Below are 25,636 nucleotides of genomic sequence, written 5' to 3'. Positions count from 1 at the left end.
TACTCGCCTCGTTGTGATGGCCTGGCGACCCGGTCGACGGCACGGGCAACACCCACGGAACCGACCGAAGCGCCGGATATCCCCTGGAGTGTCTGCTTCTCGGTTGGCTCACGAGGGGAGAACCCAGCAGGAACATGTCGAAGTTCGTGAACCGGCTCCGACGTCCAGAGTGTTCAACCAAGACCTGGAGGACGCAATGGAGAAAGTGACGTCGACGGACGGTACGACGATCGCTTACGAGCGGCTCGGTACTGGACCTCAGGTGATCCTGGTCGGAGGAGCGCTCTGTGACCGCAACGCACTGAAGCCCCTGGCGACCGAACTGTCCCGCGACTTCGATGTGGTGACCTACGACAGGCGCGGGCGCGGTGACTCCGGCGACAGTACGGCGTACGCCGTGGAACGCGAGGTGGATGACATCGCGGCGCTGCTCACGGCCGTCGGTAGTAGCGCGGCGATCTATGGACACTCCTCCGGCGCCGGGCTGGTGGCGATCGCGGCGAGCACCGGTCTGCCGTTCACGAAGGTGGTGCTGCACGAGCCGCCGTACGGACCGGACGACGTCGACTCGAAGGAGGACGGCGCGCAGGTGCTCGAGTTGCTGCGCGAGGACCGCCGGCAAGAGGCGGTCGAGTTGTTCCTGATGATGGCGGGCATGCCGAAGCAGGCGGCGCTCGAGACCGCGGCGGCTCCCGGTGTGGCCGACCTCGCCCCGACGCTGGCCTACGACTTCGCCGTCATGGACCACGGCGCACCCGGCGGGCGGACCCCGGTTGAACTGCTCGCCAAGATCACGCAGGCGACGCTGGTGGTCGCCGGGACCGCGTCACCGCCGTTCATGGTCGATGCGGCGCACCGGATCGTGGCGATGCTGCCCACGGCCCGGTACGCCGAACTCGCCGACCAGGATCATGTCGTACCACCGGAGCTCCTCGCCCCGGTACTGACCGACTTTCTCAGTCGGCGATGATCTCGATCGAGACCTTGTTGGGGTAGAACGCGACGTGCTCGCGGATATCCGCGACCGCGTCGTACGGCTGCTCGTAGGTCCACACCGCGTTCACCCCGTCCGCCCCGGCGGGGAGGACGCTGTAGTACGACGCGTCGCCCTTGTACGGGCAGTAGCTCTCGTGGTCGGTGCGCTCGAGCAGCGTGAGATCGACGTCCTTGCGCGGGATGTACTGCACGGCGGCGTAGCTCGCCTCCTGCAGCGACAGTGCGTCCCGGGTGTCCGCGATCACCTGGTCGCCGACCTTCACCACCACGCGGTCCGGATTCTTCCCGACCGTGATCGGGTGGTCCGGGCCAGGAATCTTCACGGTCTTGTCCGCCATTGCCGTCAGCTCTCTGTCGAGGTGTCGTTCAACCTTTCACCAACCGGCGGCGGCCCGGCGGCATTCCCGCCTATCCGCGATCATCGTGGGATGGAACTGCGGCAGATCCAGTACTTCGTGACGGTCGCCGAGGTACTCAACTTCGGACGGGCCGCGGAGCAGCTCGGGATGGGACAGCCGGGCGTGAGTCAGCAGATCGCGCGGCTGGAGCGGGAGCTGGGTGTGCAGCTGTTCGACCGCTCAGCCCGCGCGATCCGGCTGACCGAGGCCGGCCAGCGCTTCCTGCCGGCCGCTCGCGCGGTACTCGTCTCGGTCGACCAGGCGCGCGCGGCCGCCACCGGCCGGTCAGGCCACGCGGTGCGCCTCGGCACCAGCACCGGACTGGGCGAGCGGCTGGAGACAGTGGTCGCCGAGCTCGCCGCGAAGGGTGTGCAGGTCGAGCTCGTCAGTACGTCGACCCGCGCCCGGCTCGATCGGGTCAGGGGCGGCCAACTCGACGCCGCGTTCGTCCGAGGATCGAACGAGACAGCCGGTCTGGAGTTCGTCCCGGTCTGGGAGGACGACCTGCTGATCGCCCTGCCGGCCTCCGTCGCGCCGGTCGGCGACATCGCGTTGAAGGAGCTGAGTGCGTTGCCGCTGCGGATCACCTCGCGCCGGAACAACCCGCCGCTCGTCGACCTGGTGATGACCGCCTGTGCGGCCGAAGGGTTCGAGCCCGTGCTCGGGCCGCAGTCGAACAGCCTGCAGGACACGCACGCCGCCATCGGCGCGGGGACGCCCAGCTGGACGGTGATCTACGAGTCGCACGCGCAGCTCCTTCGCGAGGGGCGCGTGGTCTTCCGCCGGCCGCTGCCACGTCTCGCCCTGACCACGAGCCTCGCCGTCCCGGCCGGGACCACGGTCGGCGGCGAACTCGCCGTACTGCTGGAGGCGTGCCGGAAGGCGTCCGATCGATTCGAGTGATGGCTGCGCATCGAAGCTGCGTCTCGTTCGCGGGCGCGGCGGCGACTGGAATGGGCTCAACAGCCCCACGGAGAGAAAGGAACATCCGATGCCCGTCGTCACCGTTCTGCAAGGCCCGCGGACCCCGGAGCTCAAGCGCGAGCTGGTCCAGCGGATCACCGACGCGTTCGTCGACAGCCTCGGCGTACCGGCTCAGAGCGTGCAGGTCTGGATCCAGGAGACCCCGCCGGAGAGCTGGGCCGTCGGCGGCACCCTCACCGCCGACAAGTAGTCAGTCGAAGAGGCACCCCCGCTGCGACGGGGGAATCGCGTCAGTCCGCGGCGGGGTCTTCGAGCTCGACGACCAGGCAGGGGCCGCCGTCGAAGGCGCCGCCGTCGATGCCGAGGGCCAGGCCGTCGGCGTACAGGTGCGGGCCGGTCAGGAACTCCGGGTCGATGCCGAGCTGGTCGGCGACGATGCTGTGGCCGTGCACGATCCGGTCGCCGCCGAGGTGGTGCAACATGATGCGCGCCACCTCCGGACCGCTCGGGCCGCGGAACGCGTACCGCGCCGTCATCCGGCGCCAGATCTCCCACCACACCTCGATGTTTTCGGAGTGCAGCTCGGCCTGGGCCGCCGCGTTGATCCGATCGATGGTGTCGCCCCATTCGACGTACTCCGCGGTGTCGGAGTGCATCAGCAGGTGCCCCGCATCCAGCCCGAGCATCGGCCGGTCGAGCAGCCAGGCGACCTCGTCGCCGGTGAGCAGCTCCTGGTCGCGGTCCTGGCCGCCGTTCAGCGCCCAGGATCGCTCGAAGCTGCGCGCGCTGAGGCCGTCGTGCGGGACGAAGGTGTCGCCGAACTTCCACATCCCGAGCGCGAGGATCTCGTGGTTGCCGAGCAGCATCCGGATCGCGTCGTCCGGCGCCTGGTCGATCAGCTCGCGGACATAGCGCAGTACGCCGATCCCGTCCGGGCCGCGGTCGAAGAAGTCGCCGAGGAACCACAGCCGGGCGTCCTGGCCAGACCAGTTGCCCTCGGCATCGGTCAGCCCGGCCTCGTGGAGTGAGGCCTTGAGTTTCTCCGGGTGGCCGTGGACGTCGCTCACGGCGTACACCCGGGTCATGTCATCCCCGCACGGTCAAAACGATCAGTACGACGTTGAGCGCCGTGACGGCGGTGGCTACCAGGCATGCGGCGAGAGTAGTCGCCCGGCGGTTGACAAGGCTGCCCATGACGCGCCGGGACGCGGTCAATCGGACCAGCGGCCACAGTACGCAGGGGATGCCGAAGCTCAGCACCACCTGGGAGACCACCAGCGCCCGGCTCGGGTCGATGCCGATCGCAAGAACCACCAGGGCCGGCACTAAGGTCACCAGGCGGCGAACGGCCAGCGGGATGTGCCGGTGCCAGAATCCCTCCAGGATGACGGAACCGGCGTACGTCCCGACAGAGGAGGACGCGAATCCGCTGGCCAGCAGGGCGAGCGCGAACAACAGCGCCGGAAGCTGACCGAGCCGGTCGCCGATCGCGGCGTGGGCGGCGTCGAGCGAGTCGGCGCCGGTGCCGCTCAGTGACGCCGCGGCGACCACGACCATCGCCAGGTTGACCGCGCCGGCCAGGGCCATCGCGACGGCCACGTCGATGCGGGTGGCGCGGAGTACGCGGGATTTGCCGCTGTCCGAGCGAATGCTCTTCCAGTGCCGGTCGGTGACGAGGGCGCCGTGCAGCCAGATCGCGTGCGGCATCACGGTCGCGCCGAGCATGCCGGCCGCCAGCACCAGCGACTCGGTCCCGTCGAGTCGCGGCACCAGGCCGCCGACCACACCGCTTGCGGACGGATCCGACTTCACCGTCGATACCACGAAGCCGACCAGGACGACCGCGAGTAACCCGATGATCGCGGCCTCGAACGGTCGCTGCCCGCGCTTCGACTGATAGATCAGCAACGCGAACGACACGGCACCGGTGATCACCCCGCCGAGCAGCAGCGGGATCCCGAACAGCAGGTTCAGCGCGATCGCTCCACCGACGACCTCGGCCAGGTCGGTCGCGACCGCCACCAGCTCGGCCTGCGCCCACAACCCGGTCGACGTGGACCGCTTGAAGTGGTCACGGCACAGCTGGGGAAGCGTTCGCCCGGTCGCGATACTCGCCTTGGCGGCCAGATACTGCACCAGGACGGCCATCAGGTTCGCCCCGACGACCACCCAGCAGAGCAGATAGCCGTACGTCGCCCCCGCCGCGATGTTGGTCGCGAAGTTTCCCGGGTCCACATACGCCACGGCGGCGACGAACGCCGGCCCGAGCAGCAAGAGCCCGGACCGGTTGAGTTGCCGCCGCAGCGGCGCCGGTGCGTACATGAAAGCAGTCTCCATGACGCGACCGACAACGCAACCCCTGTTCTGCGATTGAGACAGGCGTTACAGCTCAGGCACCGCCGGTGGTCGTGCCCAGCACCGTCTTCGCCTTCTTCGACGCCGCGAGTGCGGGGAGTTCGATGTCCGCGAAGTCGAAGTTCATGCTCAGCAGGACGTCGTCGAGACCGGCGAACGCGAACGTCACCTCGAGACCGTCCAGTGGCCCGCCGTCCGCCGCGAACCGGACCGCCACCGGAGCGGCGCCGGCCTTGGGCGCGGCGACCTCGGTGATCGCGACCGTCGAGGTCCCGGCGCCGGAGATCGTCAGCTTGGCCTTTGTGCAGGACTTCACCGCCGCCTTGATCGTGGCGAGGTGGGCGGTGGTCGCCTTGGCCGACGGCATCGCTTCGAGCGTCTCCTGCACGAACGGACCGTCCTGACCACCGGAGAACCCTCGGGTCACGACGACCTTCGCTCCGGGCGAGGTGTCGGCGTTGAACAGCTTGACCAGCTTGGCGCACTTCGCGTTCGTCGAGGTCAGTTTCGTGCCGTCGTCGCCCTCGGCGTCGGGATCGATCGCGAACCCGGGCTGCAGATCCTCGAGCGCCAGCAGGGCCTTGGTCAACGACGCCTTCGTCCGCGGCGCCGGAGCGGCCGGTGTCGTGGGCGCGACACTCGGCGTGGCGCTCGTGGTCGGGACCGGAGTCGGCGTCGGAGTCGACGACTGGGTGGTGCTCGGAGCCGCGGCGGTGTCACCCTTGGAGCCGTCGCAGGCGACCAGGCTCAACGCGAGACCGGCGGTGATGGCAGCAGAAACGAAGGTTCGCATAACAGGTCCTCCCCAGGAATCAGGCGCAGTGCCACGATCTGCCGACCAGACTTCCCGGCGCACCTAGGCAGGAGGGTACCGGCCGATCGCGTCGGCGGCGAGTAACTTTCGGGCAACGACCGGTAGACCGGAACTCATGCCCAGGAGAAGTGGACCTCGAGCGTGACCTGGACGTCCTGGCCGCCGGGGATGACGTTGACGGCCGAGTCGAAGGCCTTGCCGGCCGCGAGCATCGCGGTTTCCCGGATGGGGGTGAAGCCGTGTGCCTCGGAGATCAGGCTGACCGATCCGAGCGAGTAGCCGGCCAGGCCGGCGAGTTCCTCGGCTTTCGTCCGCGCCTGACGGAACGCGAGCTCGCGGGCGCGGGTCAGCAGCTCGGTCTTGTCCTCGATGTCGAACTCGAGCGCCTGCAGCCCCAGGCTGTTGCCTCCGGCATCCACGGCCGCATTGAGCAGCCGGCCGAAGCTGGTCAGGTCCTTCGTCGTCACGGTCAGCATGTGCGACCCGCGGTAACCCGGCGAAGTGTCCGGCTCGCGGTACTCCTGGTAGATGTTCACCGTCGTGGTCCCGATCGCCGATGGGTCGACGCCCTGCTCGCGCAGCGCGGCGATGACCGCGTCCGTGCGTTCGCCGACCCGCGCGACCGCGGCCGCGACGTCCGGTGCGACGTGCTCGACGCTGAACGACACCCGCAGTACGTCCGGCGCCGCATTGACCTGTCCTGACCCGACAACCCGCACCCCAGTCTCCATAGCGGCCAGTCTGACACTTCCCTCGACCATCGGAGGCGGCGTCACCACCCTCCCCGCCCCTCACAACACCACCTACGACCCGGGCGGCCTAGCCCTCCTGGACCTCAAGTCCAACCGCATCCTTCACGAGATCCCCTTCCCCGCCTTCTCCCCAACCACCAACCACTCCGCCACCCGCAACCCCGTAGCCCTCGAAACCACCCCCACCAAACTCCGCCTCTTCACCGCCCCCGACGACGGCGAAGACCCCCAGGGCACCGAACTCCAGATCTACGAGGCACCGCTCGGTTGAGCCTGCCGTACCGAACAACTGGAGATCGCGCAGCGTTCGCCCCGCGCCCGGCGCGAACCCGGCTCGAGCCGATGACGTCCGGTCCGTGATGTGGCTCCAGGCGGGACTTCGGACAAGAAACCGCGGCCTGGGACATGTCACTACCTGTCCCAGGCCGCCACAAGATGTCCCAACCGGCGGCGTTCGGCCGGTCTGGACTGACGCAGACCCTGGGAGCTCACTTTGCGCACTATTTCGGCCATATGCCCAGTTTTCAGAGCATAGTCAGCTAGCGCGGTGGATTATTCGGGCGGGGATGTTGTGGGTGTGGCACAAGGACAAGAGGGCTGTGCCGTCGATCAACTGGAGGGGTTTGCCGGTGGCGAACTGGTAGCTGGTGGGGCCGAAGCCGCTGGTGGTGATGAGGATGCCCTTGGTGGCGCCGGCGTCGAGGACGGTGCCGAAGAGGTCGCGGACGGCGGATGGGGGGACGGTGCGCGTCCAGAGCTTGGCCTGGACGACGAACTTGCCACCGGTGATGGGTCGTGGATCGTAAGCGACACAGTCGATCCCGCCGTCGTTGCCGCTGCGGAACAGTCGCGTTTCCAGGCCCATCCGGGTCAGCAGGTTCTGGACGAGGTGCTCGAAGGACTCGGGACTCAGCTCCAGCAGGTTCGGCCGGCTGTCGATCTCGCTGATCACATCGATCGCCTCGATCGTGCGCGGATCCGCCAGGTCGAACTCCAGCACCGGCTCCACCGGCTGCAGTTCCTCCGGATGCCGCGACACCTCCGCCGCGAAGTAGTGCCGCACACACGCGACCGGATCCAACTGATCCAGCACCAGCGCCTGGAACTGCTCCCGCGTCGCCCGCAGCGTGATCAGGCACGGTCGCACCGTCTGCCCGGTCGTCAGGTCCACGGACTCGACCATCCCGTTGAACACCACCGTGTCCACCACGCCGTACCGATCGCTGCCGAAGACCAGATGCAAAGCCCGCAAGGCCAGCTGGGCCACCAGTTGCTGATACAACCGCCGCAACTCGTGAGCCTCCCGCGGCACCGCGAGCACCGCATCAACTGAACGGTCATAGCGGTACGACGCCTCAGCCGGTACGACGCTGACGTCCGGAAGATCGCACTCGAGCGCCAGCAACATCGACTCGGGCACGTATCCGACCCGCCGGCGGCGCGGGAAGTCGAGTGGCTCCGTCACCCGGTCCAGCGCCTTCTGGAAGTACCGCGTGACCGCGGCGCGATCGCGGTTCTCGACCGCGCGTTCGTACGCGTCGATCCGCGCGTGCTGCTCCGCGGTCGCCTCGTCGAGCCGGCGTTGCTGCTCGATCTGGTCCCGCAGCGCGCGGGCGACCCGCTCGCGACGGGTGTCCTCGGCGGCCCGGTGCCGCTCGATCGCCTCCGCGAACCGGTCCTCCGCGTCGGCGAGTCGACGCGCGAACCTCCGCTCGGCGCCCCACCAGCGGAACCGTCCCGGCGGATGGGGCACGAACGCATCCCAGACGGGTCCGGGACGCGCCTCGAGATCGGCCGGCGACACGGTCGGCGGGGCCCGCCGGGGTGTGCGTCTGAGGGTCCGCAGATCGGTGCCGTGGACATCGATCGCGAGGGCGCCGGCCAGGATGTCGCCCAGGACCCGGACGCGCTCCTCCACCGCAGCGGTACGTTGTGCCGCCTCGGCCGTTCGCCCGGGCGGACGGTCGCTGCGGGCACGTCCTTCAATGGATCGGCCCATCGCCTCACACCTCTCTACACCAATGTAACGGTCCAACCACTCTGCGCGATCGTCGTGACGGAGAGTTGGTCCCGACATTGCTTGCCGTCTACCCCCTGTTTCCTGCCGGCCGCCGCCCGCAGTCCCCGCGCACGTGCACTTGCCGATGCATCTGACGAAGGTGACGATGACAACCATGAGCCTGCCTTCGTACGCGTCCGGGGTGTCCGAGGTTCCGTTGCTGGGCGAGACGATCGGGGCCAACCTGAGACGGACGATCCGGGAGTACGGCGACCGCGACGCGCTGGTGGAGGTCCAGACCGGAAGGCGCTGGTCGTACGACGAGTTCGGCGCCGAGGTGGAGCTGGTCGCACGAGGCTTGCTGGCGCGGGGGATAGCGAAGGGTGACCGGGTCGGCATCTGGGCCCCGAACCGCGCCGAGTGGACGATCACGCAGTACGCGACCGCGCTGATCGGCGCGATCCTGGTGAACATCAACCCGGCGTACCGGACGCACGAACTGACGTACGCGCTGAACCAGTCCGGTGTCCGGCTGCTGATCTCGGCGACCGAGTTCAAGAGCAGCGACTATCGCGCGATGGTCGACGAGGTGCGGCCGACCTGCCAGGCGCTCGAGGAGACGGTCTACCTCGGCACCGGCGACTGGGACGAGCTCAGGGACGCCGCCGGCCGCATCAGCCTGGACGAGCTCCACCAGCGCGAGGCGGAGCTGTCCTTCGACGACCCGATCAACATCCAGTACACCAGCGGCACCACGGGCTTCCCGAAGGGCGCGACGCTCAGCCACCACAACATCCTGAACAACGGCTTCTTCGTCACCGAGACGATCGCGTTCACTGCCGACGACCGGCTCTGCATCCCGGTGCCCTTCTACCACTGCTTCGGCATGGTGATGGGGAACCTCGGCTGCACCACCCACGGCGCCTGCATGGTGATTCCCAGCGAGGCGTTCGATCCGGCCGCGACGCTCAAGGCCGTCCAGGACGAGCGGTGTACGGCGTTGTACGGCGTACCGACGATGTTCATCGCCGAACTCGGGCTGACGGACTTCTCGGACTACGACGTCACGAGTTTGCGGACCGGCGTGATGGCGGGATCGCCGTGCCCGATCGAGGTGATGAAGCGGTGCGTCGCGGACATGCACATGGCCGAGGTGGCGATCTGCTACGGCATGACCGAGACGTCGCCGGTGTCGACGCAGACCCGGCGTGACGACGATCTGGACCGGCGTACGTCGACCGTCGGCCGGGTGATGCCGCACGTCGAGGTCAAACTGGTCGATCCGGCAACGGGTCTCGTCGTACCGACCGGTGAGCCGGGCGAGCTGTGCACCCGCGGGTACTCCGTGATGCTCGGCTACTGGGACGAGCCGGAGAAGACGGCGGAGGCGATCGACCGGGCCCGCTGGATGCACACCGGCGACCTGGCGACGATGCGCGCGGACGGGTACGTGAACATCGTCGGCCGGATCAAGGACATGGTCATCCGCGGCGGCGAGAACGTCTATCCACGAGAGATCGAGGAGTTCCTGTACACCCACCCGTCCATCGCCGACGTCCAGGTCGTTGGTGTCCCCGACGAGAAGTACGGCGAGGAACTCTGCGCCTGGATCAAGCTCAAGCCGGGCGCCGACCCCCTCGACGCGGAAGCCGTCAAAGCCTTCGCCGACGGCAAACTGGCCCACTTCAAGATCCCCAAGTACGTCCTCCTGGTCGACGACTTCCCGATGACCGTCACCGGCAAGATCCGCAAGATCGAGATGCGCGAGAAGTCCGTCGAAATCCTCGAGCTCGGCTGACTTCCTGGTTACCACACGCGAAACCCGCGGGGGCGGTTTGGAAACCTGAGTTTGTTCCGGGGGCAATTGCGCGGCAATCGGGCGGTCCTTCACTGGATGTCATCCAGAACGGACCGAATCCCCGGGAGCCGGCATGCAACTCACCGACGGTGCGCACGTCCCCGTCGTCGTGGTCGGTGGCGGCCAGGCCGGGCTCGCGACGAGTTGGCACCTCACCGCGCAGGGCCTGGATCACCTTGTCCTGGAGGCGGATCGGGTCGGCAGTGAGTGGCGCAACCGGCGGTGGGACTCGTTCTGTCCGGTGACGCCGAACTGGCAGTGCAGGCTGCCGGGATTCCCGTACGACGGCCCGGACCCGGACGGCTTCATGATCCGAGACGAGATCGTCGACTACCTGGAAGCCTACAAAGCGTCGTACGACGTCCCGATCGTGGAAGGTGTGCGGGCGACGCGGCTCGACCACGGGTTCCGGATCGCCACGACCGCGGGGACGCTGACCGCCGACCAGGTGGTGGTTGCGACCGGTCCGTACCAGCTCCCGCGCATTCCACGGATCGCTGAGCGGCTCGCCGTACCTCAGCTGCATTCGTCGGAGTACAAGAATCCCGGACCTGTTGCCACCCGGCGAGATCCTCGTCGTCGGCACCGGTCAGTCCGGCTGCCAGATCGCCGAGGACCTGCACCTGGCCGGGCGTACGGTGCATCTGGCCACCGGCAGTGCCCCGCGCGTCGCGCGGTTCTACCGGGGGCTCGACGTGGTCGCGTGGCTGGACCGGATGGGCTACTACAGCAAGGGAATCGACGAGTTCGACGACGTCGACGCGGCGATCGTCGAGCCGTACGCACATGTCTGCGTCTCCACCGCCGTCGCCGACGAGCTACTGGCCGGATGGGGGCTCAAGGCAACAGTCATCCCGAACGGCGTGGACGCCGCCCGCTTCGCGGCGGCAGCCGGTCCGCAGCCTGTCGCCACGGCGGATCGGGAGAAGTGGCGTCGCCGGCTCGGGCGCTACGTTCTCACCGTCGGCGGGATCGAGCCCCGCAAAGGCTCGCTCGATCTGCTCGAGGCGTACGCCCTTCTCGGCGACCCGGACGTGCGGTTGGTGATCGCCGGTGGCGAGACGCTCTTCGACTACCGCGCGTACCGCGCCGCGTGGGACGAGCGCGCCGCGGAGCTCGGCGTCGCGCCGGTCGTGCTCGGCCCGGTCGACGACGCGCAGCTCCCAGCACTGGTCGCGGGGGCCGAGGTATTCGCCTTCCCTTCTATCAAAGAAGGTTTCGGCCTCGCTCCGCTCGAGGCGCTGGCCGCCGGCGTGCCGCTGGTGGTCTCCGACCTACCGGTCTTCCGCGAGATCTTCCGCGACGCCGCGTCGTACGCGATCGGTCCGGCGGACCTCGCGCGCCAACTGCGTGCGGCACCTCGAACCGATCGCTCCGCTCGCGGCCGTGCACTCGCCGCGACCTACACCTGGCCGGCCGCGGCGGCCGCTCATCTGGAGTTCTATGCGCGAGTTCTGAACACGAGCCAGCGGAGCGCCCAGTCTGCCAGCCACCCGTCCTCGGCGCCGACTGTGGAGGGTTTCTGCCCGATCCGGGGGTAAAACCCTCCTCGGTCTGCCACGGGACCACCCTGGTCAGTTGGTTAGCGGACCGCGGCCAGCGCGGCTGAGTCTTCGTCGCCGAAATCATCCTCGAGTTTCTCCGGGGAGTAGTCGAGGTCGATGCCGGCGACATCCGCGCCGACGGCCGACTCGATCGCGCCGAGGCGCCGGGTCGCGCGGTCACCGGCGTACGTCATCAAGGCTGTCGGGTTGATCTCCGGGGGAAGTTCCACGGAGTTTTCGAGAGCCCACTGGATCTGGGTGAGCGCATGCGGCAGCAACTCCTCCATGGTATCGGTGACGACCTTCCAGTTCGACGCGTCGGCGGCGACGTGCCGGCGGCAGGTGAACGTGCCCCAGGCCATGTGCCGGCGTTCGTCGTCGCCGATCCGGCGGATCAGTTCCTGCATGCCGGGCAGTACGCCGCGCGCCGTACAAAGCAGGTTCCACGCGTGGTAGCCGGTCAGGGCCAGCGTGCCTTCGACTACGTGGTTGTAGGTGACACTCGCCCGGACCTGGTTGGCCGGCGACGGGTCGTCCGCCAGCGACTTGAGTGCGACCGGCAGCGCCTCGTAGAAGATCGCGCGGTAGCCGGGGTTGTTCTCGACATAGTGGTGCAGGTCCTCGGTGACGCCGACCGCGTCCAGCCAGAGCCGGAAGACCGCGGTGTGCTTGGCCTCCTCGAAGCAGAACTGGGTCAGGTACATCTCGTCGCCGAACCGTCCCTCGGCCGCCATCGCCTGCAGGAACGGCTGCAGGTCCTCGGTCACTGCCTCCTCCCCGGCGATGAACTGCGAGCACAGCAGCAACGCGTTGTCCTTGTCGTTGTCGCCGAGCTCCTGCCAGTCCTTCGCATCCTGACCGAAGTCGATGTCCCGCGGGTTCCAGAACTTCCGGTTGCCCTTGTCGAACAGCCGCAGCGGCAGCGCGTCCCAGTTGAAACCACCCGACCGCAGTGAGCTGAATCCCTGCCGGTGAAGGGGATTCGTGGTGGTCATGGGGCCCCCCGGCCTGGACTGAGGAGCGGAGGGAGCGAAGCGACTGGAGCGACGAGGGAAGGCCGGGAATCAGGGCCCCATGACCCTGCCGGCGCCGAAGGCCCGGCCAAAAGAAACGGGGAGAGGACGCGAGCCAGCTGCGCGGCCACCGCCGCCGGGGGAGGGCCCGGCGTGACGATGTGGCTCATGACGACGCGCAAGGCGACGTCCACGCAGCTGGTCGCGTCCTCGGACGGAACCTCTGGCCAGTGCTCCCTGACATGCGCGTCCAGCCGGAGGTGAGCCAGTTCCAGCACCTGCTGCCCCCGTGTGGTCAGCAGCTGACTGGCCTGATCGGATCCCGGCTGGCTCAGCGCAGCCCGGATCAGCGGGTTCTCGCCGGCCAGCGTGAGCGCGCGCTCGACCGCGGCCCGCAGGCCGTCGATCGGATCGGACTGCTCGGCGAGCGCGGCGTTCACGTCCAGGAGGAACCGCTCGGTCTCACGTGCTGCCACCGCTTCCAGCACGCCCCATTTGTCGCCGAACTCGTTGTAGACGGTCTGCCGGGACACGCCGGTCCGGCGGCCCACGTCGGCCATCCGGAGCCCGTCGTACCCGCCGGTGACGACCGCGTCGTACGCGGCGTCCAGCAGTTCGTCCCGGAGACGGCGCTTGGTCCGGTCGGCGAACGAGTCCATGACGACGAGGGTTTACAAAAACCTCCCGGATGTCAAGTGTCCGGACAGTATGTCCTCAGTTGTCAAGTGACGAGAAGTGCGCCGCGTCGCCGGTCCGCGGCGTACTGCGGACGCCGTCGATGCTGACCGGGACGTCGCCGGCCAGGGTGACCCGGTGCAGGCGGCGCGGCTGGTCGTCGTAGTCGGCGACGCCGTAGTGCTGGGTGGCCCGGTTGTCCCAGATCGCCAGGTCGCCCCGCTGCCATTGCCAGCGGACCGTGTTGTCGAGATTCGTGATCCGGTTCTGCAGCAGCTCGAACAACGCGGTCGTCTCGGCGGAGGTGAAGCCGACGAAGCGCCGGACGAAATGGCCGAGCACGAGTGAGCGCTCGCCGGTCTCTGGGTGGACGCGGACGACCGGGTGCTCGGTCTCGAACAGCGTCGACACGAACTGCTCGCGATGCTTCTCGACCTTCACGTCCACACCGCCGATCCGGACCTCGTCTGCTGCGCCGGCGTAGTCGTACACGTTGCTGTGCACCGCCCACAGCCGGTCGACCAGCGCTTGGAGGGCGACCGGCAGCTTCGCGTACGCCGCGACCGTGTTGGCCCACGTGGTCGCGCCGCCGTACGTGGGCAACGTGACGGCACGGAGGATGCTGATCGCGGGGATCCGGTCGACGAAGGTGACGTCGGTGTGCCAGCTGTTCGCCTTGCCGTAGTCGGAGTCGATCGGCAGCACGTTCGCAGCGCCTTCGATGCTCTTCGAGGTCGGGTGGGCGAGTGTCGGCGTACCGAGCAGTTGGGCGAACGCGAGCTGACCGGCGTCGTCCAGGTGGTGCTGCTCGCGGAAGAAGACGACCTTGTGGTCGAGCAGGGCCTGCCGGATCGCGGCGACGGTCTGCGGGCTCAGGTCCCCGCCGAGCGTGACGTTGCCGATGACGGCGCCGATCGCGCCACCGGCCTTGGTGACGGTGATCTCCGGTGCTTCGAGCTGAGTGGTCATGGGTGGGCTCCCTCAGGGCTTCACTCCCCTCGCTCCGAGCGAGGCGAGGGTGATTGTTGGTTAATGTGTATTTTCCTACTTAATTAGTAGACATAGCTCTCGTTTCGGGATGCGAGATTCGAGGAACGGGTGGACCACGTAGGGTTGGGGACGTGTCAACCGCCGAGATCCAGCCGACCGCCGCCGTGTTCGATGTGCCGGAACTGGTGGTCGGTTTCGACCTGGACATGACTCTGATCGACTCCCGGCCGGGGATCCAGGCCGTCATGGACCTGCTCGCTGCGGAGACCGGCGTACCGATCGACTCCGAGCTGGTGGTGAGCCGGCTCGGGCCGCCACTGGCCTGGGAGCTGGCGAACTGGTTCCCGCCGGAGCAGGTCGACGAGATGGTCACCCGGTACCGGGAGCACTACCCGTCGTACGCGATCACTGGAAGCCTGCCGCTGCCGGGCGTGGCCGAGTCGCTGGCCGCGGTCCGGGCGCTGCGCGGGCGGACGGTGGTGGTGTCGGCGAAGTACACCCCGTCGGTGCGGCTGCACCTCGAGCACCTCGACCTGGACGTCGACGAGCCGGTCGGTGACCTGCACGGAGCCGAGAAGGGTACGGCGCTCCGCGAGCACAACGCGACCATCTACGTCGGCGATCACACCGCCGACATCGACGGAGCCCGTGCGGCCGGTGCGGTGGCTGTGTCCGTCGCGACCGGGCCGTTCACCGCCGACGAGCTCCGGGCGTACGGCGCGGACGTCATACTGAACGATCTCACCGAGTTCCCGGCGTGGCTGGATGCCTACGTGCTGGAGCAGCGGCTCGAAGCGTTGATGCGGCGGCTGTCGAGCTACGACAAGCTGGTGGTCGCGTTCAGCGGCGGTGCCGACTCGGCGTTCCTGCTCGCGGCCGCGGCCCGGGCGATCGGTCCGGCGAACGTGGTCGCGGCGACGGCGATCTCGCCTTCGCTGCCGGAGGCGGAGCTCGAGCCCGCAGCGCGGTTCGCGGACGGGATCGGCGTACGTCATCTCACCCCGCACACGCACGAGATAGAGCGCGAGGGGTACCAGGCCAACTCGGGCGCCCGGTGTTACTTCTGCAAGGCCGAGCTGGTCGAGACGCTGCAGCCGATCGCGGACGAGTTCGGCATCACCGCGATCGCGACCGGGACGAACGCCGACGACGCGATCGCCGGGTTCCGGCCGGGCATCCGGGCCGCGTTCGAGCGGGGCGCGATCACGCCGCTGAAGGACGCGCGGCTGACCAAGGCGCAGATCCGCGAGGCGTCCCGCAGTTGGGGACTCGAGACCTCGGACAAGCCGGCCGCCGCGTGCCTGTCCAGCCGGATCGCGTACGGCATCCGGATCACGCCGAACCTGCTGGCCCGGGTCGACCGGGCCGAACAGGCGGTCCGCTCGCGGCTCTCGTCGTACGGCGTCGAGAACGTCCGGGTCCGTGATGTCGGGGAGACGGCGAGTATCGAGATCGACGCCGCGTTGCTGGATGAGGTCGATCACCAGGTGCTCGTCGACGCGGTGGTCGCCGAGGGGTTCCCGGCCGCTCAGGTCGACCTGCGGGGCTTCCGGTCCGGATCGATGAACGAACGATTGAAGGATCCGGACAAGTACCGCTGAGGTGTGGGCTTGGACAGATGCGGGAAGCCTGCCGGTTCAGGTAGTTTCCCGGAGGCGCCGCGGCGCCGGTTCACGTACGCTGGGTTTCCGACCGGGCCGTGTGTCCGGTCTTGTTCCGACGATTGACGACTGAAGAGGTTCCCGTGCCCGTTGGCAAGGTGAAGTGGTATGACTCCGACAAGGGGTTCGGCTTCCTCAGCAAGGAGGAAGGCGGGGACGTGTACGTCCGCGCCGAGGCGCTGCCCACGGGAGTGACCAGCCTGAAGCCGGGCCAGAAGGTCGAGTTCGGCGTCGTCGAGGGACGCAAGGGCGAGCAGGCCCTCCAGGTCCGGCTGATCGACCCGCCGCCGTCGGTGGCGAAGGCGATGCGGCCGAAGCCGGAGGAGATGCAGCTCGTCATCGAGGACCTGATCAAGCTCCTCGACAACGTCGGCGAGCAGTACCGCCGCGGCCGCCACCCCGACGGCAAGGCCGCCCGTCAGGTCGCGACCGTTCTCCGCGGCGTCGCCGACAAGCTCGACGTCTAGCCTCGGCGGTCGATCAGGGCCTGGATGCCGTCGAGGACGGTGTCCAGGCCGAAGGTGAACTCCGCGGTGTCGAAGTCGCCGGCGTACCCCTCGGACGGTGGCTGCTCGAGGGTGGCCGCGATCCCGGGGAAGCGGTCCGGGGTGGCGAGCATCGCCAGTCGCCGGGTGTAGCGCAGGTCGGCCTCGCGGGCGGCGTCCGGCTCGGTGTGCATGCTCGCGGTGAGCTGCGCCGTACCCCGGACATAGATGTTCACCAGCAGCATCGACGACAACCGGTCCGGCGGCGACAGCGGCGTACCGTCGAACGCCTGCAACGCCGACTCCATCCAGGTCAGCTGGTTGGGTGACAGCGGCGGCTCGGTGACCGGGATCTGCAGGATCCACGGATGCTGCCGCAACCCGTCGCGGAACGCCAAGGCCCAGGCGGTGATCCGGTCCCGCCAGCCGGTGTGCGCGTCCAGGTCCGGGGGCGTGCCGAACGCGTGCTCCAGCATCACGACGTACAGGTCGTCCTTGGCGTCGACGTACCGGTAGAGCGACATCGTCGTGAAGCCGAGCTCGGCCGCCACCTTGCTCATCGAGACCGCGGCCAGCCCGCCCGCGTCGGCCAGCTTGACCGCCGCGCGGGCGATGTCGCTGATGTGAAACGCCGGCTTCGGCCCCGGCCGCTGGCGGCCCTCGATCCCCCACAGCTGCTGCAGCACCCGCGGCAGTTCCTCGTCCATGACTCTCCTCTGCTCCGTCCCGCCACCCTATCTGTTTACAGCATAGACAGTCTTCGATATGGTCTGTGTATGGCGCACACAGTGTGCGTCGTAGACAGATAACCCGGAGGGTGTCATGGGTACGACAGAACGGGCGGGACGCAAGGAGTGGATCGCGCTCGGCGTGCTCGCGCTGCCGCTGCTGCTGGTCTCGATGGACGTCTCGGTGCTGTACTTCGCGGTCCCGTTCATCAGCGCGGACCTGGGCGTCTCGGCGACCGAGCAGCTGTGGATCTTCGACATCTACGGATTCGTGCTGGCCGGTCTGCTGATCACGATGGGCTCGCTCGGCGACCGGATCGGGCGGCGCCGGCTCCTGCTGTTCGGTGCGATCGCCTTCGGGCTGGCGTCGGTCGCGGCGGCGTACGCGCAGAGCCCGGAGCAGCTGATCGCGGCCCGCGCGGTGCTCGGCATCGGCGGCGCGACCCTGATGCCGTCGACTCTGGCACTGATCCGGAACATGTTCCACGACCCGGCCCAGCGGTCGAAGGCGATCGCGTTCTGGAGCGCGGTGATGATGGGCGGCATCACGCTCGGCCCGGTGCTCGGCGGCTTCCTGCTGGAGCACTTCTGGTGGGGCTCGGTGTTCCTGATCAACACCCCGGCGATGGTGTTGCTGCTGGTGCTGGCGCCGATGCTGCTGCCGGAGTTCAAGACACCTCGGGCCGGGCGTTTCGACCTGATCGGGTCGGTGCTGTCGCTGGCCGCCGTACTGCCGGTGATCTGGGGGATCAAGGAGCTCGCGGCCAATGGTGCGTCCGCGTTGCCGGTGGTGTCGATCGTGGCCGGGGGGGTGTTCGGGGTGCTGTTCGTGCAGCGGCAGCGGACCGCGGCGTACCCGATGCTCGATCTGTCGATGTTCCGGAACCGCGCCTTCAGCGGTTCGCTCGCCGCCAACACGATCGGCACGCTGGCGCTGGTGGGCAACGCGGTCTTCCTGACACAGTACCTACAGCTCGTGCACGGTCTGAGCCCGTTCAAGGCGGCGCTGTGGTCGCTTGCCCCGTCCATCCTGGTCGGTGGTGCTGCTCCGCTCGCCACGGTGCTCGCGGGCAAGATGGACCGCGCGTACGTGATCGGTGGTGCCTTCGTCCTCGCTGCGACCGGGTACGGCGTACTGACTCAGCTGGACGCGGACTCGTCGCTGGCGGTGCCGCTGACCGGCGCTGGTCTGCTCGCGGCCGGGCTCGTCATGGTGATGTCCCTGGTCACCGAGGCCGTCGTCGGCTCCGTCGCCCCCGAACGCGCCGGCTCGGCGTCCGCGGTGATGGAGACCTGCTCCGAGTTCGGCGGAGCGCTGGGCATCGCGATGCTCGGCTCCATCGGTACGGCGGCCTACCGCGCCGACCTCCCGTCGGACCTCCCGTCCGACGTGGCGGCCCCGGTCCGCGAAGGCCTCCCCGCCGCCACCGCCGCGGCCGCCCACCTCCCCGCCGAGGTGGCCGACACCATCCTCACCACCGCCCGCCACGCCTTCACCCACAGCATGAACGTCGTCTCCCTCGTCGGCTGCCTACTCCTCCTCACCACCGCACTGGCCGCCACCCTCACCCTCCGCGGCACCACCCCCCAACATCCCACCCCCACCGACGACGCCATCCCCACCCCCGACCCCACCTCCACCCCCGAACTCCACCTAACCGCCTAACCCCCAACACCAACTGGGCCCGCGGGACAAGCCACAACCTGCCCGACGGGCCTACAACCCTGTCCGCGGTCCCCAGAACCTGTCCCCGGTCCCCGTGCCCGGGGTACGGGAGGACGCGACAAGCTCCTCGGCGCTGACCTTCGGTCGGGGCCTTGGACAAGAAGTGGGGTCCTCGGACATGGCACACCTGTCCATGCACCCCAGAACCTGTCCCCGGCCCCGTGCCTGGGGGTGCGGGAGGTACCGACGGCTGCTTGGCGCTGCCCTTCGGTCGGGGCCTTGGACAAGGAGTGGGGTCTTCGCACATGGCACAACCTGTCCGTGCACCCCAGAACCTGTCCCCGGTCCCGGTCCCGGTGCCGGGGTACGGGAGGACGCGACAAGCTCCTCGGCGCTGCCTTCGGTCGGGACGTTGGACAAGAAGTGGGGTCCTCGGACATGACACAACCTGTCCGTGCACCCCAGAACTTGTCCCCGGCCCCGTGCCTGGGGGTGCGGGAGGTACCGACGGGCTGCTTGGCGCTGCCGTTGGTCGGGGGCTTGGTCAAGAAGTGGGGTCCTCGGACATGGCACAGCCTGTCCAAGCGCCCCACAACCTGTCGCAGGACCCGCTAGATGCCTGGTCCCCGGGGGTGACCAGGTCCCCGGAGATGCCAGGTGATCAGGTCCTGGGGGTGACCCGGACCCCGCTGATGCGAGAGGTCCCGACGGGCTGCTCGGCGCTGCCGTTGGTCGGGGGCTTGGACACTAAGTGGGGTCCTCGGACATGGCACAGCCTGTCCAAGCACCCCACAACCTGTCGCAGGACCCGCCAGATGCCTGGTCCCCGGGGGTGACCAGGTCCCCGGAGGTGCCAGGTAATGAGATCCTGGGGGTGACCCGGACCCCGCTGATGCGAGAGGTCCCGACGGGCTGCTCGGCGCTGCCGTTGGTCGGGGGCTTGGACAAGAACTGGGGTCCTCGGACATGGCACAACCTGTCCATGCACCCCACAACCTGTCCCCGGCCCCGGTGCCCGCTCCCCGCGCCCGGGGGGGGTGAGCGTTCCAGAGGTACGTGTGCTGGCGGGGAGGTCTTCGGGGAGGACGGCCCGGGGGAGGGCCTGTCGTCGGCGCGGGGGGTGGCCGGTGTCTGCGGTTAGCGTGGCGGGCGGCGGGGGGTGTCGCCGCCGGGGCGGCGTCTGAAGAGGCCGCGGTCGCGGTCGTGTTCGACGGTTGGCTCCTCGGACCAGGGGGCCTGGTCTTCGACGGTGTCGTCGGCGTCGTCTTCTGGTTGGCCGCTCCACCAACGGCCGATCGGCTGGTCCGGGGGTTTGCGGGCGTCCGGCTGCCGATCGTCCGGCTGCCGATCGTCCTGGTCGGTGCGGAACTCGACCGTCGGCTCGTCGTGGCGGCCGGAGCGTTGGGCCCGGTTGGCGCGTTGCTGGGCGACGCTGGTCGTGAGGATCGTCCGACTCGTGGACGTCGCCTGATGCTCCGTCGGGTCAGGCCGGCTGGGGTGTGGGCCGGCGGGCTTCGGTGGGTGCGGCGCGCGGAGTGGTGGGGCCGGCGCCGGGCGGAAGCGCAGTACCAGGAACACGACGATGAGCAGTACGGCGGCCAGGAAGCCGAAACCCAGCCGGGGGAGCAGGGGGAGGATGATGCCGAAGCCGCCGCCGATGACCCATGCCAGTTGCAGCACGGTCTCCGAGCGGGCGAAGACCGACGTACGCACGGACTCCGGAACGTCACGCTGGATCATCGCGTCCAGCGACAGCTTGCCGAGTGAGCTGCACAGGCCGGCGATGAAGCCGAGCGCGATCAGCAACACGAAGCCGTAGAACACCGCCACTCCGAGCGCGACCGTCGCGTCCGCGATCAGGACGACCAGCACGACCGTCTCGGGTTTACGGGCCTTGAGCAACGATCCGAGCACAGTGCCGAGGCTGTTGCCGATCCCGGCCGCCGCGATCACCGCGCCCGCCGCGAGCGCGCCGTCGATCCCGCTGATCGGCTTGTCCCGGAGCAGGAACGCCAGGTACATGGTCAGGAACCCGGACACGAACCGCAGCCCGAGATTGCACCGGATCCCGCGCGCGACGGCCGCCGTGATCGCGCGCCGTCTCGCGTCTCGTCCCGCCGTACCGGTGATCTCCTCGCCGGCCGGCGAGTCGACCGCGCTCGGCAGCCGGATCGCGAGGATCAGGCCGATCGTGTAGACCACCGCGGCCCAGCGCAGCGACCACTGCGGGCCGATCGCGGCGAACGCGGCCGCGATCCCGGCGCCGATCGTCGCGCCGGCGACACCGGCCAGCGAGATCCGGGAGTTGGCCGTGACGAGGGTGATCTCCTTGGGGAGCAGGCGCGGTACGGCGGACGCCCGGGTGACGCCGTACGCCTTGGAGGCGACCAGGCAGCCGAGGGCGGCCGGGTACAGCCAGCTGGACGTGCTCCCGTTCATCGAGGCGGCGAGGCTCCAGACCAGGAACCCGCGCACCGCGAGCGTCGCACCGATCGCCCAGCGGCGGCCGTGCCGGAAGCGGTCGAGGATCGGGCCGATCAGCGGTGCCATCAGCGCGAACGGCGCCATCGTCAGCACGAGGAACAGCGCGACCCGGTCCCGGGCCTGGTCGCTCGGCACGGTGAAGAACACGGTCCCGGCCAGGGAGACGGCGAAGGCGGTGTCGCCCGCGGCGTTCACCGCGCCCAACTCGATCAGCCGGGAGAGCCCCGACTCGCCGGCGCCTTGTGCACTGGTCAGCCCGCGGATCCGCCGGCCAGTGGCGCGTCCGACCTTGCCGCTGACCGAAGCGGTCTTCTTCGAGGCGGCCGCCACCCCGTCCGCGCCGACCTTCGACGCGTGGCCCACCTTCTTACTGGCACTGCCCAACTTCCCCCGGGCGTCGCTGAACCGCTCGCCCGCAGACTTCCCGGCCGGACTCTCATCGGTCGGCTGCCCACCCGCCGGCCGCCCCCCGGCAGGCTGCGCGCCGGCGGGCTTGCCGCCGGGCGTCGCCTTCGGGTCGGCGGGGTCTGGGGTGTGCATGGAACTATCCTGCCTCCTGCCGGGGACAGACCGGAGTCACGGCACGTTCGGGTCAGCTTCCGGAGCATGCGAGAATGGGCGATTGTGACTCCCGTCAGAACTCCGGAACCGGTGCGTGCCAAGCCCGACGCCATCTGTGTCGCGGCCGTCGAACCGGCCCGCGAGGCCGCGATCATCGAGGCCGGCGCCGCGGTGGTCGGGGAGCACCTCGGTCATCGGGTCGAGGGTGAGCGCCTCGTCACCCACTACTTCGCGTCCACCCACCCCGGGTACCGCGGCTGGCGCTGGGCGGTCACACTGACCCGCGCCTCCCGGGCGAAGACGGTCACCGTCAACGAGGTCGTCATGTTGCCCGGCGACGAGGCGATCGTCGCACCGGAGTGGGTCCCGTGGTCGGACCGGGTTCAGCCCGGCGACCTGCGTCCCGGCGACCTGTTCCCGACCCTCCCCGACGACCCGCGCCTCGAGCCCGGGTTCACCGACACCGCGGGTGCTCCCGAGGACGTACTGACGGTCGTCGAGGAGCTCGGACTCGGTCGCGAGCGCGTCCTCTCGCCGTACGGTCGGGAAGACGCAGCCGACCGCTGGTACGGCGGAGACTTCGGGCCGACGTCCGCGATCGCGCAGGCCGTCCCGTACAAGTGCCACTCGTGCGGGTACTGGATCCGCCTGGCCGACAGCCTCGGACAGGCGTTCGGCGTCTGCGCCAACGAGATGGCGCCGGGCGAGGGCCGCGTCGTCGCGTACGACTACGGCTGCGGCGCCCACTCCGACGCCGTTATCGACATCCCCGACCAGCCGATCGCCGAACACGCCTTCGACACCACCGGCTACGACGCCCTCGAACTCGAGGCCGCCGCCAAAGCCGATGCCCTCGAGGCCGACGCCGTAGAGCCCGAGGTGGATCTCACCGAAGCCGCCGCGGAAGAACTCGCCGAGGTAGACGCCGTCCAGGCCGAGGTGGAAGCAGCCGCCGAGCCAGAATCCGACGACGAACTAACCCAGCAATAACCGGAACTGGCCGAGCCACCGACTGTTGTTCCGGGTGATTCCCCAACCGTCAGTCTTCGACCTCGCTGCGGTGGCCGGCTTGGATGGCGGCCCAGCGGCGGCGGCAGTACCAGAGGCCGATCAGGCCGAGGCCGAAGCCGGCGACGGTGACCCAGAGCCACCAGCCGTGGCCGTTCTTCTCCAGATCGTCGCGGAAGATCAGGACGACGACGAACGCGACCGCCCAGGCGATGATGCCGGCGATCACGCTGGGGATGCCGGACAGGTCGAGCGGCTTGACCTCGGCGTGCACCAGTTCGCCGCGGGCGAGCTGACTCGTCGGGTCGTTGCGCTTCTTCGGCGCTGCCGCCTCCTCCTCCGTCACAGGCTCAACCTTAAGGCACAGCTGAGAACGGCTTGCCGTTAGTGCTCGCAACCTGGCGGTGAGAACTGGCACGATGCCGTCATGAGCTCGCCCCAGGCCACGACGGCCCGCTCCAGGTCAGGTTTCCTCGAGTCCTACTTCAAGATCAGTGAACGTGGGTCCTCCCTCAGCCGGGAGGTTCGCGGCGGGCTGGTCACGTTCTTCACGATGGCCTACATCGTCGTGCTGAACCCGCTGATCATCGGCACCGTCAAGGACGGCGACGGGCAACTGGTCGGTGGTGGCACCAACCCGGATGTGTCGATCGCGAAGGTAGCGGTCGCCACGGCGCTGGTGGCCGGCGTGGTCACCATCCTCATGGGCGTCCTGGCGAACTTCCCGCTCGCGCTGGCGACCGGGTTGGGACTGAACGCGTTCGTCGCGTTCTCGATCGCGACCAAGATGACCTGGGCCGACGCGATGGGCCTGGTCGTGCTGGAAGGTCTGGTCATCCTGGTGCTGGTGCTCACCGGGTTCCGGAAGGCCGTGTTCGAGGCGGTGCCGCTGCAGCTGAAGATCGCGATCAGTGTCGGCATCGGCCTGTTCATCGCGTTCATCGGGTTGGTCGACGCGGGCATCGTGCGCCGGCCCGCCGCGCCGGACGGGCCACCGGTCGAGCTGGGGAGTGCCGGGGAGCTGCGGGGCTGGCCGGTCCTGGTCTTCGTCTTCGGCCTGCTGCTGATGGTCACGTTGTACGCCCGCAAGGTGAAGGGTGCGATCCTGATCGGCATCGTCGCCTCGACCGTGCTGGCGATGATCTTCCAGGCGGCATTCAACCTCGGGCTGCGCAAGGACAACCCAGGCGGCTGGGGCCTGCAGGTGCCGGAGCTGCCGGACAAGTGGTTCTCGAAGCCGAATCTGGATCTCCTCGGTGAGTTCAACCTGTTCGGGTCGTTCGAGCGCATCGGGGTGATCGCGGCGCTGCTGATCATCTTCACGCTGATGCTGGCCGACTTCTTCGACACCATGGGGACGATGACCGCGATCGGCGCCGAGGCCGGCCTGCTGGACAAGGACGGCATCCCGCCGAACTCGCAGCGGATCCTGGTCGTGGACAGCGTCGCGGCCGCGGCCGGTGGTGCCGCGTCGGTCTCGAGCAACACGTCGTACATCGAGTCCGCGTCGGGTGTCGGCGAGGGCGCCCGGACCGGGCTGGCGAGTGTGGTCACCGGGATCTGCTTCCTGATCTCGATGGTGGTCGCCCCGCTGGTCACCCTGGTGCCGTACGAGGCGGCGACGCCGGCGTTGATCCTGGTTGGTTTCCTGATGATGACGCAGGTGAAGGGGATCAACTTCGACGACATCGAGGTCGCCTTCCCGGCGTTCCTGACGATCATCCTGATGCCGTTCACGTACTCGATCTCGGCCGGCATCGGGGCCGGGTTCGTCTCGTACGCCGTACTCAAGGCCGTCCGTGGCAAGAGCCGCGAGGTGCACCCGCTGCTGTGGGTCGTGTCCCTGCTCTTCGTCCTCTACTTCGCCATCCACCCGCTCCGCGACTGGCTCACCTGAGCCGGAGGTACCGGCGCGAGCCCGATGAAGTTGGCGGTGCCCACGGCAACCTTCAGCAGGGACGCGCTGATCAGCATCGGGTGGGTTCAGCAGTGTGATGTCGTACGACCGGCCACCGCGGCTGATGCCCCACAGGTCGCGCTGATCGCGAGCATGCCGAAGGCAACAAATTACGGCTCTTGTGCTGGGTGTGTGGGCGATAAGGGCCGGGGTCTGCGGTGCGGTCGGTGGGTCCGGGGCTGTGGGGTCACCCGTTGGGGAGTGCGGACATGGGGTGTGGTGTCCGCGGTCTCGATCAGGTGTCCGAGGTCCGGAGAGTTGCTGGATCGAGTCCCCGGGGAAGACCCGGCGTACTGACGAACGGGTAGTAGTCGGCCACGCCCCACCCGACCGGCCGGCATTCAGGCTGACCACCTCATCCAGGTGCGAGCGCCGGCTGACCACTACCCGTCCGTCGGTACACCGGGCCTCTCCCCTCCTGCGCCCCCGAGCCCTCAGGACCCGATCGGCATGTCGGCCCTCGGGCGGGGGGCGAGGTCGACTTTGTGCACCGGATGGTCGTTGTGCGGGCGGTTTCGTGGTTGAACCGTGCCCAAGGTGGCGAGCCGGGCCCGGGTCCACCCACGGAAACGACAGGGGAGCCAGAAACTCCGGCGCCCGATCAGTAGGAACAGCGTGCTCAGCAGGGTGAACGCCACCACCGAGAACACGATGAACTCGGCCGGCATCCCCGCGAACACCCGCCACATGTCGCTCGTGAGGAACTGCTTGACCTGGGTCTGGGTGACCAGCGGGAACAGCGTCCGCGAACCCTGGTACGCCGCCGTC

The 25,636-nt window shown here is 68.8% G+C and carries 23 protein-coding genes and 2 pseudogenes; 12 read left to right on the top strand and 13 right to left on the bottom strand.

Annotated elements, in window-relative coordinates:
• The first annotated feature begins 196 nt into the window (after positions 1-196).
• Positions 197-970, top strand: coding sequence for an alpha/beta fold hydrolase (locus tag OG558_RS04880; protein WP_405069148.1), 774 nt, complete (start codon positions 197-199; stop codon positions 968-970).
• On the opposite strand, the gene OG558_RS04875 is transcribed toward OG558_RS04880, so the two are convergent.
• A complete protein-coding gene (locus OG558_RS04875) occupies positions 957-1,334 on the bottom strand; it encodes a DUF427 domain-containing protein (RefSeq protein ID WP_329481939.1) in 378 nt (125 codons plus the stop codon). The genes OG558_RS04880 and OG558_RS04875 overlap by 14 nt on opposite strands.
• Positions 1,335-1,424: 90 nt before the next feature.
• Between OG558_RS04875 and OG558_RS04870 the strand changes: the two genes are divergently transcribed.
• Together OG558_RS04870 and dmpI are read left to right on the top strand one after the other, a co-directional pair.
• Positions 1,425-2,297: a LysR family transcriptional regulator gene (locus tag OG558_RS04870; RefSeq protein WP_405069147.1), complete on the top strand. Its 873-nt coding sequence runs from the start codon at positions 1,425-1,427 to the stop codon at positions 2,295-2,297.
• A gap of 88 nt (positions 2,298-2,385) precedes the next feature.
• Entirely contained in the window at positions 2,386-2,568 is a 183-nt protein-coding gene (gene dmpI / locus OG558_RS04865; RefSeq protein WP_328526316.1) for a 4-oxalocrotonate tautomerase DmpI, read from the top strand.
• Positions 2,569-2,608: 40 nt separating this feature from the next.
• Here the strand turns inward: dmpI and OG558_RS04860 are convergent, their stop codons facing one another.
• The 4 genes from OG558_RS04860 to OG558_RS04845 form a co-directional block, all read right to left on the bottom strand.
• Positions 2,609-3,385, bottom strand: a complete 777-nt coding sequence (locus OG558_RS04860) for a metallophosphoesterase (RefSeq protein ID WP_405069146.1) — start codon at positions 3,383-3,385, stop codon at positions 2,609-2,611.
• Between the two features lie 19 nt (positions 3,386-3,404).
• The gene (locus OG558_RS04855) at positions 3,405-4,640 is read right to left on the bottom strand and encodes an Nramp family divalent metal transporter (protein WP_329484778.1); all 1,236 of its coding nucleotides are present in this window, start codon (positions 4,638-4,640) and stop codon (positions 3,405-3,407) included.
• A 67-nt stretch (positions 4,641-4,707) separates the two neighbouring features.
• On the bottom strand, positions 4,708-5,466 hold the full coding sequence (locus OG558_RS04850) for a hypothetical protein (RefSeq protein ID WP_405069145.1): 759 nt from the start codon (positions 5,464-5,466) through the stop codon (positions 4,708-4,710).
• Between the two features lie 134 nt (positions 5,467-5,600).
• Positions 5,601-6,218, bottom strand: coding sequence for an SIMPL domain-containing protein (locus OG558_RS04845; RefSeq protein WP_405069144.1), 618 nt, complete (start codon positions 6,216-6,218; stop codon positions 5,601-5,603).
• Between OG558_RS04845 and OG558_RS04840 the strand changes: the two genes are divergently transcribed.
• Entirely contained in the window at positions 6,178-6,510 is a 333-nt protein-coding gene (locus tag OG558_RS04840) for a DUF6454 family protein (RefSeq protein WP_405069143.1), read from the top strand. The two genes, OG558_RS04845 and OG558_RS04840, sit on opposite strands and share 41 nt — an antisense overlap.
• A gap of 264 nt (positions 6,511-6,774) precedes the next feature.
• Here OG558_RS04840 and OG558_RS04835 read toward each other — a convergent pair whose 3' ends face one another.
• Complete coding sequence (locus tag OG558_RS04835) at positions 6,775-8,238, bottom strand: restriction endonuclease (protein ID WP_405069142.1); 1,464 nt, start codon at positions 8,236-8,238, stop codon at positions 6,775-6,777.
• A gap of 175 nt (positions 8,239-8,413) precedes the next feature.
• Here OG558_RS04835 and OG558_RS04830 point away from each other — a divergent pair, with 175 nt between their 5' ends.
• The 3 genes and pseudogenes from OG558_RS04830 to OG558_RS04820 all read left to right on the top strand — a co-directional run bounded on the left by OG558_RS04830 (position 8,414) and on the right by OG558_RS04820 (position 11,637).
• The gene (locus OG558_RS04830) at positions 8,414-10,036 is read left to right on the top strand and encodes an AMP-binding protein (protein WP_405069141.1); all 1,623 of its coding nucleotides are present in this window, start codon (positions 8,414-8,416) and stop codon (positions 10,034-10,036) included.
• Positions 10,037-10,169: 133 nt separating this feature from the next.
• Positions 10,170-10,592: pseudogene (locus tag OG558_RS04825) on the top strand (FAD-dependent oxidoreductase); the annotation flags it as partial.
• 58 nt (positions 10,593-10,650) lie between these two features.
• A complete protein-coding gene (locus tag OG558_RS04820; RefSeq protein ID WP_405069140.1) occupies positions 10,651-11,637 on the top strand; it encodes an MSMEG_0565 family glycosyltransferase in 987 nt (328 codons plus the stop codon).
• Positions 11,638-11,678: 41 nt separating this feature from the next.
• Here OG558_RS04820 and OG558_RS04815 read toward each other — a convergent pair whose 3' ends face one another.
• Genes OG558_RS04815 through OG558_RS04805 form a run of 3 tightly spaced genes read right to left on the bottom strand, consistent with a single transcriptional unit; the run spans position 11,679 to position 14,297 of the window.
• Positions 11,679-12,635 (bottom strand): R2-like ligand-binding oxidase, encoded by a 957-nt coding sequence (locus OG558_RS04815; RefSeq protein WP_405069139.1) that lies wholly within the window; start codon positions 12,633-12,635, stop codon positions 11,679-11,681.
• Complete coding sequence (locus OG558_RS04810; RefSeq protein WP_405069138.1) at positions 12,632-13,312, bottom strand: TetR/AcrR family transcriptional regulator; 681 nt, start codon at positions 13,310-13,312, stop codon at positions 12,632-12,634. Before OG558_RS04810 ends, OG558_RS04815 begins: the two co-directional genes overlap by 4 nt.
• A 55-nt stretch (positions 13,313-13,367) precedes the next feature.
• Complete coding sequence (locus OG558_RS04805) at positions 13,368-14,297, bottom strand: TauD/TfdA dioxygenase family protein (protein WP_405069137.1); 930 nt, start codon at positions 14,295-14,297, stop codon at positions 13,368-13,370.
• Positions 14,298-14,449: 152 nt separating this feature from the next.
• Between OG558_RS04805 and larE the strand changes: the two genes are divergently transcribed.
• Both larE and OG558_RS04795 read left to right on the top strand, forming a co-directional pair.
• Complete coding sequence (larE, locus tag OG558_RS04800) at positions 14,450-15,919, top strand: ATP-dependent sacrificial sulfur transferase LarE (protein ID WP_405069136.1); 1,470 nt, start codon at positions 14,450-14,452, stop codon at positions 15,917-15,919.
• Positions 15,920-16,062: 143 nt separating this feature from the next.
• Positions 16,063-16,446: a cold-shock protein gene (locus OG558_RS04795; RefSeq protein ID WP_329481924.1), complete on the top strand. Its 384-nt coding sequence runs from the start codon at positions 16,063-16,065 to the stop codon at positions 16,444-16,446.
• Here the strand turns inward: OG558_RS04795 and OG558_RS04790 are convergent.
• Entirely contained in the window at positions 16,443-17,171 is a 729-nt protein-coding gene (locus OG558_RS04790; RefSeq protein ID WP_405069135.1) for a TetR/AcrR family transcriptional regulator, read from the bottom strand. The genes OG558_RS04795 and OG558_RS04790 overlap by 4 nt on opposite strands.
• A 115-nt stretch (positions 17,172-17,286) precedes the next feature.
• Here OG558_RS04790 and OG558_RS04785 point away from each other — a divergent pair, with 115 nt between their 5' ends.
• Positions 17,287-18,858: an MFS transporter gene (locus OG558_RS04785; protein WP_405069134.1), complete on the top strand. Its 1,572-nt coding sequence runs from the start codon at positions 17,287-17,289 to the stop codon at positions 18,856-18,858.
• 1,137 nt (positions 18,859-19,995) lie between these two features.
• Here OG558_RS04785 and OG558_RS04780 read toward each other — a convergent pair.
• On the bottom strand, positions 19,996-21,882 hold the full coding sequence (locus OG558_RS04780) for an MFS transporter (protein WP_405069133.1): 1,887 nt from the start codon (positions 21,880-21,882) through the stop codon (positions 19,996-19,998).
• A gap of 66 nt (positions 21,883-21,948) precedes the next feature.
• Between OG558_RS04780 and OG558_RS04775 the strand changes: the two are divergent.
• Positions 21,949-22,719, top strand: a pseudogene (locus tag OG558_RS04775) (DUF3027 domain-containing protein); the annotation flags it as partial.
• A gap of 223 nt (positions 22,720-22,942) precedes the next feature.
• On the opposite strand, the gene OG558_RS04770 reads toward OG558_RS04775, so the two are convergent.
• Positions 22,943-23,257 carry a DUF2530 domain-containing protein gene (locus OG558_RS04770; RefSeq protein WP_405069132.1) on the bottom strand — a complete coding sequence of 105 codons (315 nt, stop codon included), beginning with the start codon at positions 23,255-23,257 and terminating at the stop codon, positions 22,943-22,945.
• 81 nt (positions 23,258-23,338) lie between these two features.
• Here OG558_RS04770 and OG558_RS04765 point away from each other — a divergent pair, with 81 nt between their 5' ends.
• Positions 23,339-24,808, top strand: a complete 1,470-nt coding sequence (locus OG558_RS04765) for an NCS2 family permease (protein WP_405069131.1) — start codon at positions 23,339-23,341, stop codon at positions 24,806-24,808.
• Positions 24,809-25,302: 494 nt separating this feature from the next.
• On the opposite strand, the gene OG558_RS04760 is transcribed toward OG558_RS04765, so the two are convergent.
• Entirely contained in the window at positions 25,303-25,557 is a 255-nt protein-coding gene (locus tag OG558_RS04760; RefSeq protein ID WP_405069130.1) for a hypothetical protein, read from the bottom strand.
• Positions 25,558-25,636 lie beyond the last annotated feature (79 nt).

Source organism: Kribbella sp. NBC_01510, assembly GCF_045040325.1.
Lineage (GTDB): Bacteria > Actinomycetota > Actinomycetes > Propionibacteriales > Kribbellaceae > Kribbella.
This window is presented reverse-complemented; position numbering and strand designations above follow the sequence as displayed.

Coding starts and splice junctions, on each gene's coding strand:
- OG558_RS04880 (WP_405069148.1), top strand. CDS start 197: ATGGAGAAAGTGACGTCGACGGACGGTACGACGATCGCTTACGAGCGG.
- OG558_RS04875 (WP_329481939.1), bottom strand. CDS start 1,334: ATGGCGGACAAGACCGTGAAGATTCCTGGCCCGGACCACCCGATCACG.
- OG558_RS04870 (WP_405069147.1), top strand. CDS start 1,425: ATGGAACTGCGGCAGATCCAGTACTTCGTGACGGTCGCCGAGGTACTC.
- dmpI (WP_328526316.1), top strand. CDS start 2,386: ATGCCCGTCGTCACCGTTCTGCAAGGCCCGCGGACCCCGGAGCTCAAG.
- OG558_RS04855 (WP_329484778.1), bottom strand. CDS start 4,640: ATGTACGCACCGGCGCCGCTGCGGCGGCAACTCAACCGGTCCGGGCTC.
- OG558_RS04850 (WP_405069145.1), bottom strand. CDS start 5,466: ATGCGAACCTTCGTTTCTGCTGCCATCACCGCCGGTCTCGCGTTGAGC.
- OG558_RS04845 (WP_405069144.1), bottom strand. CDS start 6,218: ATGGAGACTGGGGTGCGGGTTGTCGGGTCAGGACAGGTCAATGCGGCG.
- OG558_RS04835 (WP_405069142.1), bottom strand. CDS start 8,238: ATGGGCCGATCCATTGAAGGACGTGCCCGCAGCGACCGTCCGCCCGGG.
- OG558_RS04830 (WP_405069141.1), top strand. CDS start 8,414: ATGAGCCTGCCTTCGTACGCGTCCGGGGTGTCCGAGGTTCCGTTGCTG.
- OG558_RS04815 (WP_405069139.1), bottom strand. CDS start 12,635: ATGACCACCACGAATCCCCTTCACCGGCAGGGATTCAGCTCACTGCGG.
- OG558_RS04810 (WP_405069138.1), bottom strand. CDS start 13,312: ATGGACTCGTTCGCCGACCGGACCAAGCGCCGTCTCCGGGACGAACTG.
- OG558_RS04805 (WP_405069137.1), bottom strand. CDS start 14,297: ATGACCACTCAGCTCGAAGCACCGGAGATCACCGTCACCAAGGCCGGT.
- OG558_RS04790 (WP_405069135.1), bottom strand. CDS start 17,171: ATGGACGAGGAACTGCCGCGGGTGCTGCAGCAGCTGTGGGGGATCGAG.
- OG558_RS04785 (WP_405069134.1), top strand. CDS start 17,287: ATGGGTACGACAGAACGGGCGGGACGCAAGGAGTGGATCGCGCTCGGC.
- OG558_RS04780 (WP_405069133.1), bottom strand. CDS start 21,882: ATGCACACCCCAGACCCCGCCGACCCGAAGGCGACGCCCGGCGGCAAG.
- OG558_RS04765 (WP_405069131.1), top strand. CDS start 23,339: ATGAGCTCGCCCCAGGCCACGACGGCCCGCTCCAGGTCAGGTTTCCTC.
- OG558_RS04760 (WP_405069130.1), bottom strand. CDS start 25,557: ATGTGGCGGGTGTTCGCGGGGATGCCGGCCGAGTTCATCGTGTTCTCG.